Origin of the sequence: Nocardioides ginsengisoli (assembly GCF_039537225.1) — a bacterium.
In the GTDB taxonomy this organism is placed as follows: domain Bacteria; phylum Actinomycetota; class Actinomycetes; order Propionibacteriales; family Nocardioidaceae; genus Nocardioides; species Nocardioides ginsengisoli.
In genome coordinates, this window is record NZ_BAABAC010000006.1 from 1 (window position 1) to 14,449 (window position 14,449).

Annotated in this window: 13 protein-coding genes; 12 read left to right on the forward strand and 1 reads right to left on the reverse strand. The window is 72.7% G+C overall.

Annotated elements, in window-relative coordinates:
• The first annotated feature begins 325 nt into the window (after positions 1–325).
• The gene (locus tag AB4880_RS03625; RefSeq protein ID WP_367917839.1) at positions 326–691 is read left to right on the forward strand and encodes a single-stranded DNA-binding protein; all 366 of its coding nucleotides are present in this window, start codon (positions 326–328) and stop codon (positions 689–691) included.
• On the opposite strand, the gene AB4880_RS03630 is transcribed toward AB4880_RS03625, so the two are convergent.
• On the reverse strand, positions 651–1,805 hold the full coding sequence (locus tag AB4880_RS03630; RefSeq protein ID WP_367917840.1) for a DUF1015 family protein: 1,155 nt from the start codon (positions 1,803–1,805) through the stop codon (positions 651–653). The two genes, AB4880_RS03625 and AB4880_RS03630, sit on opposite strands and share 41 nt — an antisense overlap.
• Before the next feature lie 50 nt (positions 1,806–1,855).
• Between AB4880_RS03630 and AB4880_RS03635 the strand changes: the two genes are divergently transcribed.
• From AB4880_RS03635 to AB4880_RS03685, 11 genes are all read left to right on the forward strand, one after another.
• On the forward strand, positions 1,856–2,917 hold the full coding sequence (locus AB4880_RS03635; RefSeq protein ID WP_367917841.1) for an HAD-IIA family hydrolase: 1,062 nt from the start codon (positions 1,856–1,858) through the stop codon (positions 2,915–2,917).
• Between the two features lie 46 nt (positions 2,918–2,963).
• Positions 2,964–3,134 carry a hypothetical protein gene (locus AB4880_RS03640; protein ID WP_367917842.1) on the forward strand — a complete coding sequence of 57 codons (171 nt, stop codon included), beginning with the start codon at positions 2,964–2,966 and terminating at the stop codon, positions 3,132–3,134.
• The gene (locus tag AB4880_RS03645; protein WP_367917843.1) at positions 3,134–3,967 is read left to right on the forward strand and encodes a TlyA family RNA methyltransferase; all 834 of its coding nucleotides are present in this window, start codon (positions 3,134–3,136) and stop codon (positions 3,965–3,967) included. Before AB4880_RS03640 ends, AB4880_RS03645 begins: the two co-directional genes overlap by 1 nt.
• A complete protein-coding gene (locus tag AB4880_RS03650; protein WP_367917844.1) occupies positions 3,964–4,923 on the forward strand; it encodes an NAD kinase in 960 nt (319 codons plus the stop codon). The genes AB4880_RS03645 and AB4880_RS03650 overlap by 4 nt, the downstream gene beginning before the upstream one ends.
• Positions 4,920–6,668: a DNA repair protein RecN gene (recN, locus tag AB4880_RS03655; protein WP_367917845.1), complete on the forward strand. Its 1,749-nt coding sequence runs from the start codon at positions 4,920–4,922 to the stop codon at positions 6,666–6,668. The genes AB4880_RS03650 and recN overlap by 4 nt, the downstream gene beginning before the upstream one ends.
• A gap of 34 nt (positions 6,669–6,702) precedes the next feature.
• A complete protein-coding gene (gene pyrG / locus AB4880_RS03660; protein ID WP_367918112.1) occupies positions 6,703–8,415 on the forward strand; it encodes a CTP synthase in 1,713 nt (570 codons plus the stop codon).
• A gap of 20 nt (positions 8,416–8,435) precedes the next feature.
• Positions 8,436–9,032 carry an NUDIX domain-containing protein gene (locus AB4880_RS03665; protein WP_367917846.1) on the forward strand — a complete coding sequence of 199 codons (597 nt, stop codon included), beginning with the start codon at positions 8,436–8,438 and terminating at the stop codon, positions 9,030–9,032.
• On the forward strand, positions 9,025–9,510 hold the full coding sequence (locus AB4880_RS03670) for an Lrp/AsnC family transcriptional regulator (RefSeq protein ID WP_367917847.1): 486 nt from the start codon (positions 9,025–9,027) through the stop codon (positions 9,508–9,510). Before AB4880_RS03665 ends, AB4880_RS03670 begins: the two co-directional genes overlap by 8 nt.
• A gap of 137 nt (positions 9,511–9,647) precedes the next feature.
• On the forward strand, positions 9,648–10,763 hold the full coding sequence (ald, locus tag AB4880_RS03675) for an alanine dehydrogenase (protein WP_367917848.1): 1,116 nt from the start codon (positions 9,648–9,650) through the stop codon (positions 10,761–10,763).
• A gap of 4 nt (positions 10,764–10,767) precedes the next feature.
• Positions 10,768–11,721, forward strand: coding sequence for a site-specific tyrosine recombinase XerD (locus tag AB4880_RS03680; RefSeq protein WP_367917849.1), 954 nt, complete (start codon positions 10,768–10,770; stop codon positions 11,719–11,721).
• On the forward strand, positions 11,714–14,257 hold the full coding sequence (locus tag AB4880_RS03685; protein ID WP_367917850.1) for a DEAD/DEAH box helicase: 2,544 nt from the start codon (positions 11,714–11,716) through the stop codon (positions 14,255–14,257). The genes AB4880_RS03680 and AB4880_RS03685 overlap by 8 nt, the downstream gene beginning before the upstream one ends.
• The last annotated feature ends 192 nt before the right edge of the window (positions 14,258–14,449 follow it).

The following is a 14,449-nucleotide window of genomic DNA, read 5'->3' on the forward strand; positions in this document are numbered from 1 at the left end:
TAAGCCTGCCAGCGCCGATGGTACTGCAACCGAGAGGATGTGGGAGAGTAGGACGCCGCCGGACATACATTGGCTCAGGGCCAGCACTTCGTGTGCTGGCCCTGAGTTCTTTTTGGCCTCCTTTCCTGCCTGGCGGACTCGTGAGAGCCCGTCCGTGCGTCTCATCGGTCGCGTCGATGACCATGAATCGTCCACAGGGGCGGTGAGAGGCGCCGCCTCTCCACAGCCGAGAGCATGCTGCTGGGCAGTGGCGGGGGCCGGAGGCAGGATCGAGTTCGAGACGGGCGAGAGCGCCTGTCACCGGAACTCGGAAGCAGGTGGCGTCATGGCGGTCGACATCGCATCGGCAGAGCCCGCGAACGTGGTCCGCCTCTACGGGCGCGTGGCCGCCGATCCGGCCGTGCGCGAGCTGCCCAGCGGCGACCTGATGGCCACCTGCCGGCTCGTGGTGCCGCGGACGGAGGCGGAGCGCCGCAACGGCAGCCGGCGCGGTCCGACCGTCGACGTCGTCGATCTGGTCGCGTGGACGGGGCGTGCGCGACGCTCGATGGTGAGCTGGCGGATCGGCGACGAGGTAGCCATCGAGGGCGCGCTGCGGCGGCGCTTCTTCCGGCTCGGCGGCCGCACCGAGTCCCGGGTCGAGGTCGAGGTCAGCTCGGGGCGTCGGATTCGTCGCGGAGCGACCGGATGAGCACGCCGAGGCTCGGCTTCGGCTGGAAGGAGGTGGCCTTCTCGGGCAGCAGCCGGTCCGCGGCGGCGACGCGCAGCACCAGGTCCACCGACGGAGCCGGCATGAGGACGGCGATGGCGTCCGGTCGTGCGCCGCCCAGGGCGTCCTCGACCGTGTGGTGATAGGCGATCGACGCCGGTCCGTGCGCCAGCGCCGGGACGATCCGGCGGTGGAGTACCTCGACGGCCGCCTCGTCCTGCCCCACGTCGAGGGTGACCGTGGCCCAGCGCTCCCCGTCGGTGGCCGCCAGACGCACCGACGACAGCGCGTGGACGGCGTCGGCCTGCTCGTGCACGGTGTACTCGAGGCCGAGCGTCTCCGCGGCGTCGCGCAGGTCGTCGAGCGAGGTGCCGCTCAGCGTCCGGTGGATCGGTCCGAGGAACAGGGGAGTGGCGTCCTGGTCGACCAGCATCGCCAGGCCGAAGTCGGTGGCCGGGCGCGGCTCGTGCGTCTCGTGGGCGCCGCGGCGCTGCAGACGGAGGTAAGCCGCATAGCGGTGGTGTCCGTCGGCGATGAGTGCCTGACTGTCGGCGAGCTCCTCGCTGATCGGGGTGAGGAGCTCGGTGTCGCGGATCGCCCAGATGCGGTGCTGCTGGCCTCCGCGGTCGGTGAACGCGTGGTCCGGCTCGCCGGTGACGACCGTCGCGAGGAGGGTGCGCAGGCGCACGGTCCCCTGGTGCACCAGGAGGATCGGCGCCGGGTTGAGCTGCATCTCCTCCATCCGGTCGGCCAGGTCGTCCGCCTGCGCGGGGTGGATCCCCTCGTGGGGGAGGACGGCACGGTCTTCGGGGCGGGCGGCGCGGCGCGAGACGTCGAGGGCGCCGACGAGGCCACGCACGGTCATCCCCGCGGAGGTGTACTCGTGCAGATAGAGGGCGGGCTCGGCGTCGGCGCGGACGAAGCCGCGGGCCTTCCAGCGCATGAGGCGGGCCGAGACGTCCTTGTACGGACGTGCGAAGGCGCGGCCGGTGGTCGGGTTGCCGACGCGGGCAGGGGCCAGCATCAGCGCGGCGAAGGGCTCGAGGCGCAACGGGCCCGCCACATAAGGCGGGGTCACCAGTGTCGTTGCGTCCATCTGCGCATCGTACGGAGCAGGGGGTGGAGCTGACTGGCAAGGTGGAGCACGTGTTGGTCACATCCTCCGCCCCACTGACCCGTGCCTACGACCTGGCGATGCTCGATCTCGACGGGGTCGTGTACGTCGGTCCGCACGCCGTCGACGGTGCCGCCGAGGGCATCGCGGCGGCGCGGGAGGCCGGGATGCGGGTCGCCTTCATCACCAACAACGCCGCACGCTCACCCGACGCGGTCGCCGCGCATCTCACCGAGCTCGGTGTCCCGGCGCAGGCGCACGACGTGGTCACCAGTGCCCAGGCGGCGGCGCGGCTGGCGCGCGATCGCTGGGGCGCCGGGGCGCGGGTGGTAGCGGTCGGCGGCCCCGGGCTGTGGACGGCGCTGCGCGAGGCGGGCCTGGAGCCGGTCGGCGCCGCGGACGAGGCGGTCGCGGTGGTGACCGGCTACGGGCCGGACGTCGTGTGGCACGACCTGACCCGGGTGGCGGTGCGGATCCGCGACGGGCTGCCGTGGGTGGCGAGCAACACCGACTACTCGATGCCGACCGCGTACGGCGTGGCGCCGGGGCACGGTGTCCAGGTGGAGATGCTGTCCCGGTTCTCCGCGGTGACCCCCGACGTCGCCGGCAAGCCGGAGCGCCCGCTGCTCGACGAGACGGTACGACGGATCGGGGGCGAGCGGCCGCTGATGGTCGGCGACCGGCTCGACACCGACATCGAGGGTGCCCGCAAGGCCGGCTTCGACTCGCTGCTGGTGCTGACGGGGGTGACCGGGCTGGCAGAGCTGGTGGCAGCGCGCGACGAGCTCCGCCCGACCTACCTGGCGACGGACCTGGGCGGGCTGTGCGTCGCGCACCAGGCGCCGGAGCGGAGGGACGGGGCGTGGGTGCTGGGCGGCTGGTCCGCCACCTGCGACGGGGGGCGGCTCGTGGTGCGCCGCGTCGCGGCGGGCGGGGGCGACGGCGCCGAGCCCGCGGCGGGCGACTGGTGGCGGGTGGTCGCGACCGCCGCCTGGAGCCACCTGGACGCGACGGGGGAGCCGGCGGACGTGACGGGGGTCGACGTCCCGGACGTTGCGGACGCTGGGGAAGGCGCGGACGCGGTGGACGCGTGAGGGCGAGGTCCATGGCGCTGAGGGCGCGGGGCGGTAGCCTCACGCCATGACCGAGGTACCAGTTCCGGCGCCCACGCCGACCGGCATCGACGCCGTCGACCGTGTGCTCGACCTCGTCGCCGGCCTCGACAGCCGGCCGCTCGAGGAGCACGCGGGTGCCCTCGAGGAGGCGCACGCGGAGCTCCGCCGCACGCTCGACGACCCGCCCGCGCCGTAGTGCCGCCGCGCCGACTCCGCCTGGACGCGGAGCTGGTTCGTCGCGGGCTGGCGTCGTCGCGGGAGCGCGCCGCGCAGCTGATCGCGGACGGCCGGGTGAAGGTCGCGGGCGCCGTCGCCACCAAGGCGGCGACGGGAGTGACCACCGACGTGGCGATCGTGGTCCGCGAGGGCGACAACGGTCCCGACTACGTGTCCCGGGGAGCGCACAAGCTGCTGGGGGCGCTGACGGCGTTCGGCCCGCTCGGGCTGGAGGTGTCCGGACGCCGCTGCCTCGACGCGGGGGCGTCGACGGGCGGGTTCACCGACGTCCTGCTCCGCGCGGGGGCGGGCGAGGTGGTGGCCGTCGACGTGGGCTACGGGCAGCTGCACTGGTCGCTGCAGCAGGACGAGCGGGTGACGGTCCACGACCGGACCAACGTCCGGACGCTGACCCGCGACGACATCGGCGATCCGGTCGACGTGGTGGTGGGCGACCTCTCCTTCATCTCGCTGACGCTCGTCCTCGACGCGCTGCTCGGCGTGACCGCCGACGACGGCGACCTCGCGCTGATGGTGAAGCCGCAGTTCGAGGTCGGCAAGGACCGGCTGGGCAAGGGTGGCGTGGTCCGCGACCCGGAGCTGTGGGTCGAGACCGTCCTCGGGGTGGCGCACGCGGCCGCGGAGCGCGGCTGGGGCGCGCGGGCGGTGACGGTGAGTCCGCTGCCGGGGCCCTCGGGCAACGTGGAGTTCTTCCTGTGGCTGCGCAAGGGACCGGCGACGCAGGACGACGAGTCCATCGCGGCCGTCGTCCGGCGCGGAACGTCGGGGGTGGATGAGAGGGTGAGTCCATGACCACCGCGACGACGCCCCGGCGGGTCCTCGTCCTCGCCCATACCGGGCGGCCCGAGGCCCGCGACGTGGCGCGCGCGTTCGTCAAGGAGCTGACCGGCCACGGCATCGTCGTCCGGCTGCTTCGGCACGAGGCCGACGACCTCGAGCTCGCGCCCGACGACTACGTCCCCGCGGTCGAGCTGACCGACTCCGAGACCGACGCCAGCCACGGCTGCGAGCTGACGGTGGTGATCGGCGGCGACGGCAGCATCCTGCGCGCGGCGGAGGTGACCCACCAGCGGCTCACGCCGGTCCTGGGCGTCAACCTCGGCCACGTCGGCTTCCTGGCCGAGGCCGAGCACGAGGACGTGGTGGCCACGATCGAGGCGATCGTCCAGCAGCACTACACGACCGAGGACCGGCTGACGCTCGACGTCCGGGCGTTCGTCCAGGGCGAGCTGGTCTACTCGACGTTCGCGGTCAACGAGGCCAGCGTCGAGAAGGGCGCGCGCGAGCGGATGCTCGAGGTGGTCGTCGAGATCGACAGCCGGCCCCTGTCCCGCTGGGCCTGCGACGGCGTGGTGTGCGCGACGCCGACCGGGTCGACCGCCTACAACTTCAGCGCCGGCGGGCCGATCGTGTGGCCGCAGGTCGAGGCGCTGTGCATCGTCCCGCTGAGCGCCCACGCGCTGTTCGCCCGACCGATGGTGGTCGCGCCGTCGTCGGTGATCGCGATCGAGGTGCTCGCGGGCAACCAGGGCAACGGCGTCCTGTGGTGCGACGGCCGGCGCAGCGTCGACCTGCCGCCGGGGGCGCGGATCGAGGTGAGCCGGGGGCTGCGGCCGGTCCGGCTGGTCCGGCTCCACCAGGCGCCGTTCACCGACCGGCTGGTGGCCAAGTTCGGACTGTCGGTGGAGGGATGGCGCGGCGCCGCCGAGGAGCGGCGCCAGGCGCGAGCACGAGGAGAGACGCCATGATCGAGGAGCTGCGGATCAGCTCCCTGGGAGTCATCGACTCCTCCACGCTGGAGCTCGGCCCCGGCCTGACCGTCATCACCGGTGAGACCGGCGCGGGCAAGACCATGGTCGTCACCGCGCTCGGCCTCCTGCTGGGCGGGCGCGCCGACAGCGGCGCGGTCCGGGCCGGCGCCAAGCAGGCGCGGGTCGAGGGCCTGGTGGCGGCGAAGGCGCTGCCCGGCCTGGTCAGCGCGATCGAGGACGCCGGCGGCGAGGTCGAGGACAACGGCGTGGTCCTGGCCCGCAACGTGAGCGCCGAGGGGCGCTCGCGGGCCTTCGCGGGCGGGGCGTCGGTCCCGATCGCGACCCTGGCCGAGATCGCCGAGCCGCTGGTCGCCGTCCACGGGCAGTCCGACCAGCACCGGCTGCTCAAGCCGCAGACGCAGCGCCACGCGCTCGACCGGTTCGGGGCGCTGGAGAAGCTGCAGGCGACGTACGCCGCCGTCTACGACCGGCTGGTCGCCACCGAGCGCGAGCTCGCCGAGGTCACCGCGACCGCGCGCGAGCGGGCGCGCGAGGCCGACCTGCTCCGGTTCGGGGTCGACGAGGTGGCGGCCGTCGCGCCGCAGCCCGGCGAGGATGCCGAGCTGGCCGCCGAGGAGGCCCGGCTCGGGCACGCCGACACCCTGCGCGGAGCGGCCGAGCAGGCCCGTGAGGCGCTCTCCAGCGAGCACGGATCGCCCGACGCGATGGGCGCGGTCGCCGCGGCGCGGGGGCTGCTCGACGGCGTCCGCGACCACGATCCCGAGGCGGCGACGCTGGCCGACCGGGTGGCCGAGGTGAGCTACCTGCTGTCCGACGTGGCGGCCGACGTCGCGTCCTACGCCGCGCGCATCGACACCGATCCCCACCGCCTCGCGGCGGTGTCCGAGCGGCGGGCGGCGCTCATCGCCCTCACCCGCAAGTACGGCGACACGGTCGACGAGGTCCTCGCGTGGGCCGAGACGTCGGCGATGCGCCTGCTCGACCTCGACTCGACCGACGACCGGATCCGTGAGCTCGCGGCCCAGGCCGCCGCGCTGCGGGTCGACCTGGCCGAGGCCGGCACCAAGCTGAGCGAGGCGCGGGTCAAGGCGGCCGCCCGGCTCGGCACGGCGGTCTCCGACGAGCTCACCCTGCTCGCGATGCCGCACGCCGTGGTCACCATCAAGGTCTCGCCGCGCGCCGCCGAGGCGCCCGCCGACCCCGCGCACCCGCCGGCCGACGTGCTGCAGGTGGGGGAGCGGTGGGTCCGGTTCGGGCGCAGCGGGCTCGACGAGGTCGAGTTCCTGCTCGCGGCCAACACCGGGTCCGAGCCCCGTCCGCTCCACAAAGGCGCGTCCGGCGGTGAGCTCTCGCGGGTGATGCTCGCGGTCGAGGTCTGCCTGGCGGGCACCAGCCCGGTCCCGACGTTCGTGTTCGACGAGGTCGACTCCGGCGTCGGCGGCGCGGCCGCGGTCGAGATCGGACGCCGGCTGGCCAAGCTCGCCGACGAGGCGCAGGTCCTGGTGGTCACCCACCTGCCGCAGGTGGCCGCTTTCGCAGACCGGCACGTGCTCGTCGAGAAGTCCAGTGACGGCACGGTCACCAGCTCGGGACTGGTCACGCTCGACGACGCCGCGCGCGAGCGCGAGCTGTCGCGGATGCTGGCCGGCCTCGCCGAGTCCGACACGGCGCTCGCCCACGCCCGCGAGCTGCTCGACCTGGCGCGGCGAAAGAACGGTTGAGGGCGGAGACGTAGTAGGATGGAATCCCGTGAACATGGCCCCTGGTAGCGGATCGAATCGTCAGGCAAAGCACGTCTTCGTCACCGGAGGCGTCGCCTCCTCTCTGGGCAAGGGCCTCACGGCGTCCAGCCTCGGCCGACTGCTGCGCTCGCGCGGCCTCCGGGTCACGATGCAGAAGCTCGACCCCTATCTCAACGTCGACCCGGGAACGATGAACCCGTTCCAGCACGGTGAGGTCTTCGTCACCAACGACGGCGCCGAGACCGACCTCGACATCGGTCACTACGAGCGCTTCCTCGACACCGATCTCAACCAGATCGCGAACGTCACCACCGGCCAGGTCTACTCGTCGGTGATCGCCAAGGAGCGCAAGGGCGAGTACCTCGGCGACACGGTCCAGGTGATCCCGCACATCACCAACGAGATCAAGGACCGGATCCTCGCGATGGGCCACGGTGACGAGCCGGTCGACGTGGTGATCACCGAGATCGGCGGCACGGTCGGCGACATCGAGTCGCTGCCCTTCCTCGAGGCCGCGCGCCAGGTGCGCCACGACATCGGCCGCGACAACTGCTTCTTCCTGCACGTCTCGCTGGTGCCCTTCATCGGGCCCTCGGGCGAGTTGAAGACCAAGCCCACCCAGCACTCCGTCGCCGCACTGCGCCAGGTCGGCATCCAGCCCGACGCCGTGGTCTGCCGCGCCGACCGCGAGCTGCCGGAGAGCATCAAGAAGAAGATCTCGCTGATGTGCGACGTCGACCAGGACGCCGTCGTCACCGCGGCCGACGCGCCGTCGATCTACGACATCCCCAAGGTGCTGCACCGCCAGGGTCTCGACGCCTACGTCGTGCGCCGGCTCAACCTGCCCTTCCGCGACGTCGACTGGACGGTCTGGGACGACCTGCTCCGCCGGGTGCACCACCCGAAGGAGGACGTCACCATCGCGCTGGTCGGCAAGTACATCGACCTGCACGACGCCTACCTCTCGGTCACCGAGGCGCTGCGCGCCGGTGGCTTCGCCCACGAGGCCAAGGTCCACCTGCGCTGGGTCGCCTCCGACGAGTGCGAGACTCCGGCCGGCGCGACCAAGCACCTCTCCGACGTCGACGCGATCTGCGTCCCGGGCGGCTTCGGCATCCGCGGCCTCGAGGGCAAGCTCGGCGCGCTCACCTACGCCCGCCACAACAAGATCCCGACCCTGGGCCTGTGCCTGGGCCTGCAGTCGATGGTGATCGAGTACGCCCGTACCGAGCTCGGCCTGACCAAGGCCGGCTCGACGGAGTTCGACCCCGATACCCCCGAGCCGGTCATCGCCACGATGGAGGAGCAGAAGTCCATCGTCGAGGGCGCGGGCGACCTGGGCGGCACCATGCGCCTGGGCCTCTACCCGGCGCACCTCAAGGCGGGCACGATCGCGCGCGAGGTCTACGGCGCCGAGGTGATCGAGGAGCGCCACCGGCACCGCTACGAGGTCAACAACGCCTACCGCGCCCAGCTCGAGGAGGCCGGTCTGGTCTTCTCCGGTCTCAACGACGAGCTCGACCTGGTCGAGTTCGTCGAGCTGCCGCGCGACGTCCACCCCTACTACGTCGGCACCCAGGCCCACCCCGAGCTGCGCTCGCGGCCGACCCGCCCGCACCCGCTGTTCGCGGGCCTGGTCGGCGCGGCCATCAAGCGCCAGCGCGAGACCCGTCTCGAGATCGACGACACCAACCTGCACGCCGAGCGCACCGACGACACGGAGTGACCCAGCGTGAGCCTCAGGCCGTGAAGGTGCTGCGCGACGTCCCAGAGTCCTGGCCGGTCGAGGACAGCGTCGACCTGCACCGGGACGGGTGGGTCGTCGCCTTCCGCTCCGACCGGATCCGCCGTCCGGGCGCCGACCACGAGGAGCCGTTCCGGCGGCTCGTGGTCGAGCACCCGGGCGCGGCCGTCGTCCTCGCGATCGACGACGACGACCGGGTGCTGTGCATCCGCCAGTACCGCCATGCCGCCCAGCACCGGCTGGTCGAGCTGCCGGCCGGCGTCTGCGACCACCCGGGCGAGGACCCCGAGCAGGTCGCGCGGCGCGAGCTGCGCGAGGAGGTGGCGCTGCAGGCCGAGCGCTGGACCCACCTGCTCTCGACGTGGAGCTCGCCGGGCTACTCGGCCGAGGTGATCCACTACTACCTCGCCGAGGGGCTCTCCGCGGCCGACCGCGGCGACTTCGAGCTGCGCCACGAGGAGGCCGACATGGAGACGCTCCGGATCCCGTTCGCCGAGCTCGTCGACGCCGTCCTGCGCGGCGACGTGGCCGACGGTCCCGTCGTCCAGGCGATCCTCGCCGTCCAGGTACGACGCGACCGGGAGTCGGCGCGTGGTTGAGCTCGACCCGATCGACGCCGCGATCGTCCGCGAGCTGCAGGACGACGCCCGGCTGGCCAACAACGTGCTGGCGGCGCGGGTCGGCATCGCGCCGTCCACCTGCCACGGCCGGGTCCGCGCGCTCTTCGAGCGTGGGGTGATCCGCGGCGCACACGCCGAGGTCGACCAGGCCAGCATCGGCCGGCCGCTGCAGGCGATGATCTCGGTCCGGCTGCGCCCGCACGCGCGCGGCGAGCTGAGCGCCTTCGCGCAGACCATGGCAGCGCTGCCGGAGGTCCTCAACGTCTACTTCCTGGCCGGCGCCGACGACTTCCTGATCCACGTCGCGACGGCCGGCTCGGAGGAGCTGCGCGAGTTCGTCCTCGACCACCTCAGCGGCACCCGCGACGTGGCGATGACCGAGACCAGCCTGATCTTCGAGCACCTGCGCGGCCGACCCGCCGAACAGGCTTCGGTGCGGCGTCCGTCACCCGCCTGAGCGCCGACGATCCGATCGGACTTTCCGCGCCGGCCCCGAATTATCGCTGACGCCTCTAGCGGGCCGGGTCGAGTGATCTTCATGATTTCTCTTCAGGAGGGAATCCGCGACGGATTCCACAGACGGAAGGGTTGCCCATGCGCGTCGGCGTGCCGAAGGAAGTCAAGAACAACGAGTACCGGGTGGCCATCACGCCGATCGGCGTGCACGAGCTGGTCGCCCATGGTCACGAGGTCGTCATCGAGACCGGTGCGGGCGTCGGCTCGCAGGTCAGCGACGAGGACTACGTCGCCGCGGGCGCGACGATCCTTCCCGACGCGGACGCCGTCTGGGGCACGGCCGACATGGTGCTCAAGGTCAAGGAGCCCATCGCGGAGGAGTACCACCGGATGCGCGAGGGCCAGGTGCTCTTCACCTACCTCCACCTCGCCGCCGACAAGGCGCTCACCGAGGAGCTGATGGCCCGCAAGGTCACCGCGATCGCCTACGAGACGGTCCAGCTGCCCTCCGGCGCGCTGCCGCTGCTCTACCCGATGTCCGAGGTCGCCGGCTGCCTGGCGCCCCAGGTCGGCGCCTACTCGCTGATGAAGGCCCAGGGCGGCCGCGGCGTGCTCATGGGCGGCGTCGGCGGTGTCGCCAACGCCAAGGTCGTCGTCATCGGCGCCGGCGTCGCGGGCCAGAACGCGGCGAACATCGCCCTCGGCATGGGCGCCGACGTGACCCTGCTCGACACCGACCTCGACAAGCTGCGGATGTCGTTTTGGCGCTACAACAACCGGGTGCACGGCCTGGCGTCGTCCAAGCTGGCGATCGAGCAGCAGGTGACCGAGGCCGACCTGGTCATCGGCGCGGTCCTCATCCCCGGCGCGGCGGCCCCCAAGCTGGTCTCCAACGAGCTGGTCTCGCGGATGAAGCCGGGCTCGGTGCTCGTCGACATCGCCGTCGACCAGGGTGGCTGCTTCGAGGACACCCGGCCGACCACGCACGCCGACCCGACGTACCAGGTGCACAACTCGACCTTCTACTGCGTCGCCAACATGCCGGGCGCGGTGCCGAACACGTCGACGTACGCGCTGACCAACGCCACCCTCCCGTACGCCGTCGCGCTGGCCGACAAGGGCTGGGCCGAGGCGTGCCGCGCCGACGCCAGCCTGGCCCTGGGTCTCAACACCCACGCCGGCCTGCTGACCAACGTCCCGGTGGGCGAGGCCACGGGCATCGCGTCGACGCCGATCGCGGAGGCGCTAGCCTGACCGGGTGAGTGGCACGGGTGCGGTGGACCGGGCGGTCCGCACGTACCTGGACCACCTGGCGGTGGAGAAGGGGCTGGCGGCGAACACGCTGCTGTCCTACCGCCGCGACCTCCGGCGCTATCGCGCGCACCTCGCGGCAGCCGGCATCGAGGACCTCGACGCGGTGACCGAGACGACGGTCACCGAGTTCCTCATGAGGCTGCGCGAGGGCGACGCCGACCACCCGCCGCTGAGCGCGTCGAGCGCGGCGCGGACGGTGGTGGCGGTGCGCGGCTTCCACAGGTTCGCGGTCGCCGACGGGCTCGCGCGGGTGGATCCGGCGGCCGGCGTCAAGCCGCCCAGCCCGGCCAAGCGGCTGCCGAAGGCACTGCCGCTCTCGGACGTCGAGGCGATCCTCGAGGCGGCCGGCGCCCCGGACACACCGCTCGCGCTGCGTGACCGGGCGTTGCTGGAGATCCTCTACGGCACCGGCGCGCGCATCTCCGAGGCGGTCGGGCTCGACGTCGACGACGTCAGCCACCTGGTCGAGCCGGACCTCGATCCCGCCGACGCGACCGTCCTGCTGCGCGGCAAGGGCGGCAAGGAACGGCTGGTCCCGGTCGGCTCGTACGCGCGCGCCGCGCTGTCGGCGTACCTGGTGCGGGGGCGGCCGGCGCTCGCCGCCGCCGCGACGCCCGGGCTCTTCCTCAACTCGCGCGGCGGCCGGCTCTCGCGCCAGTCGGCGTGGGCGGTGCTGGTCAAGGCCGCCGAGCGCGCGGGCGTCACCCGCGACGTCTCGCCGCACACGCTGCGCCACTCGTTCGCGACCCACCTGCTCGACGGCGGCGCCGACGTCCGCGTCGTCCAGGAGCTGCTCGGGCACGCGTCGGTCACGACCACCCAGGTCTACACGCTCGTCACCGTCGACAACCTGCGCGAGGTCTTCGCCACCGCGCACCCGAGGGCACGCCATGGTTGACGCCTACGACCGGATCCTGGAGTACGCCGAGGGGCGCGGGCTCGCGCTCTACCCGCACCAGGAGGACGCGATCCTCTCGCTGCTGGCCGGCGACAACGTGGTCCTCGCGACGCCGACCGGCTCCGGGAAGTCGCTCGTCGCGATGGCGGCCGCGATGGCCGCGCTCGCCGACGACCGGGTCACCTTCTACACCGCGCCCATCAAGGCGCTGGTGAGCGAGAAGTTCTTCGACCTGGTCGAGATCTTCGGCGCCGCCGACGTCGGCATGCTCACCGGCGACGTCGCGGTCAACGCCGACGCCCCGATCATCGCCTGCACTGCGGAGGTGCTCGCCAATATCGCGCTGCGCGAGGGTGCGGGCGCCGACGTGGGCATGGTCGTGATGGACGAGTTCCACTTCTACGGCGAGCCGGGGCGCGGCTGGGCGTGGCAGGTGCCGCTCATCGAGCTCACGGGCGCGCAGTTCCTGCTGATGTCGGCGACCCTCGGTGACACCACCGACCTGGCCGCCGACCTGACCCGGCGCAACGGCCGCGCCACGGCGGTCGTCGACAAGGCCGAGCGCCCGGTGCCGCTCGACTTCACCTGGTCGCTGGAGCCGATGGGGGACAAGCTTGCGGAGCTGGTCACCACCGGTCAGGGCCCCGTGTACGTCGTGCACTTCACCCAGGCTGCCGCCGTCGAGCACGCCGTCTCGCTGCTGAGCGGACCGGGCCGGCTCGACACGGTGCTGCCCAAGGATCGCAAGGAGCAGAGCGCCGAGCGGATCGCCGGCGTCCGCTTCGCCGCCGGCTTCGGCAAGACGCTCAACAAGCTGCTGCGGCAGGGGATCGGCGTCCACCACGCCGGCATGCTGCCGCGCTACCGCCGCCTCGTCGAGCAGCTGGCGCAGGCCGGTCTGCTGACCGTCATCTGCGGCACCGACACCCTCGGCGTCGGCATCAACGTGCCGATCCGCACGGTCCTCTTCACCGGGCTCGCGAAGTTCGACGGCAGCCGGCAGCGGGTGCTGCGGACGCGGGAGTTCCTGCAGATCGCGGGCCGCGCGGGCCGCGCCGGCTTCGACACGGCCGGGTACGTCGTCGTCCAGGCGCCCGAGCACGTCATCGAGAACGAGAAGGCCAAGGCCAAGGCGGCCGCCAAGAACGCCGCGATGAGCGAGCAGCAGCGCGCCAAGCGCGCGTCCAAGGCACAGCTGAAGAAGCCGCCCGCCGGCACCGTCGTCTGGACCGAGAAGACCTTCGACAAGCTGGTGGACGGCCGCCCCGAGCCGCTGAAGTCGCAGATGAAGGTCGACAACGCGATGCTCGTCAACGTCGTCTCCCGCGAGGAGGACGCCTTCCCGGTGATGCGCCGCCTGCTCATGGACAACCACGAAGACCGGCGCAGCCAGCTCCGGCTGGCGAAGCGGGCGGTCCGGCTGGCCCGCAGCCTGGTGACCTCCGAGGTGCTGACCCGGCTCGACGAGGTCGACGGCTTCGGCCGCCGCTATGTCCTCACCGAGGCGCTGCCCGAGGACTTCGCGCTCAACCAGCCGCTCTCGCACTTCGCGCTGGCGGTGCTCGACGTCCTCGACCCCGACAGCGAGAGCTTCATGCTCGACGTGGTGTCGGTCGTCGAGGCGACCCTCGAGGCGCCCCGCCCGCTGCTCCTCGCGCAGCGCCATGCCGCCCGCGGCGATGCGATCGCGGCGCTCAAGGCCGACGGCGTCGAGTACGACGAGCGGATGGCGCTCGTCGAGGACATCACCTGGCCCGAGCCGCTCGGCGAGCTGCTCGAGCCGCTCTTCGAGACCTACCGCGAGCGGCATCCCTGGCTCGCGCCCGACGCGCTGGCGCCCAAGTCCGTCGTCCGGCAGATGTGGGAGCAGGGGATGGGGTTCACCGACCTCGTCGCGCGCTACCAGGTCGCACGCTCGGAGGGGCTGGTGCTGCGCTACCTCACCGACGCCTACCGGGCGCTGCGGCAGACGGTCCCCGCGTCGTACCGGACCGAGGAGCTGGAGCTGCTCGTCGACTGGCTGGGCGAGACGGTCCGCCAGGTCGACTCCTCGCTGCTCGACGAGTGGGAGGCGCTCAACGACCCTGACCACGCCTCGCGCGAGGTCAGCCACCACGCGCCGCCGCCCCCGCCGCGGCCGCTCAGCCAGCAGGGCCGGGTCTTCGACGTGATGGTGCGCAACGCGATGTGGCGCCGCGTCGAGCTGTTCGCGCGCGACGACGTCCCGGCGCTGGCCGCGCTCGACGAGGGCGGCGAATCACGTGGCGGCGAGAAGCAGTGGGGCGCTGCTGACTGGGACCAGGCGCTCGAGGACTACTACGCCGAGCACGCCCGGCTGCTCGTCGACGCCGACGCCCGTGGCCCGGCGCTGCTCTCGATCGACAAGCGGCCCGACGTGTGGGAGGCGACGCAGACGCTGCACGACCCGGAGGGCGACCACGACTGGGTGATCGTCGCCGAGGTCGACCTCCCGGCCAGCGACGAGGCCGGGGAGGCCGTCGTTCGCACGCTGCGCGTGACCTGCCTGACCGATTGACTCTCGCGCTCAGTCGACGCGCCCTCGGCGCGCCTGCCCAATGTCGCCGTGTCGACATTGTTGGATGGAGGGGTCACGGGCTCTGGGGAAGGAGCCCGACCACAACACACGCGAGGTGAACGACGATGGTCGGCGGAATCTACGGAGGATCCAGCGCGCCCGACATGCCGCCGCGGATGCCCATCCCGGCGC

Excerpts from the sequence above, each read along its gene's own strand:
- AB4880_RS03625 (WP_367917839.1), top strand. The coding sequence starts at position 326 with ATGGCGGTCGACATCGCATCGGCAGAGCCCGCGAACGTGGTCCGCCTC.
- AB4880_RS03630 (WP_367917840.1), bottom strand. The coding sequence starts at position 1,805 with ATGGACGCAACGACACTGGTGACCCCGCCTTATGTGGCGGGCCCGTTG.
- AB4880_RS03640 (WP_367917842.1), top strand. The coding sequence starts at position 2,964 with ATGACCGAGGTACCAGTTCCGGCGCCCACGCCGACCGGCATCGACGCC.
- AB4880_RS03650 (WP_367917844.1), top strand. The coding sequence starts at position 3,964 with ATGACCACCGCGACGACGCCCCGGCGGGTCCTCGTCCTCGCCCATACC.
- recN (WP_367917845.1), top strand. The coding sequence starts at position 4,920 with ATGATCGAGGAGCTGCGGATCAGCTCCCTGGGAGTCATCGACTCCTCC.
- pyrG (WP_367918112.1), top strand. The coding sequence starts at position 6,703 with ATGGCCCCTGGTAGCGGATCGAATCGTCAGGCAAAGCACGTCTTCGTC.
- ald (WP_367917848.1), top strand. The coding sequence starts at position 9,648 with ATGCGCGTCGGCGTGCCGAAGGAAGTCAAGAACAACGAGTACCGGGTG.
- AB4880_RS03685 (WP_367917850.1), top strand. The coding sequence starts at position 11,714 with ATGGTTGACGCCTACGACCGGATCCTGGAGTACGCCGAGGGGCGCGGG.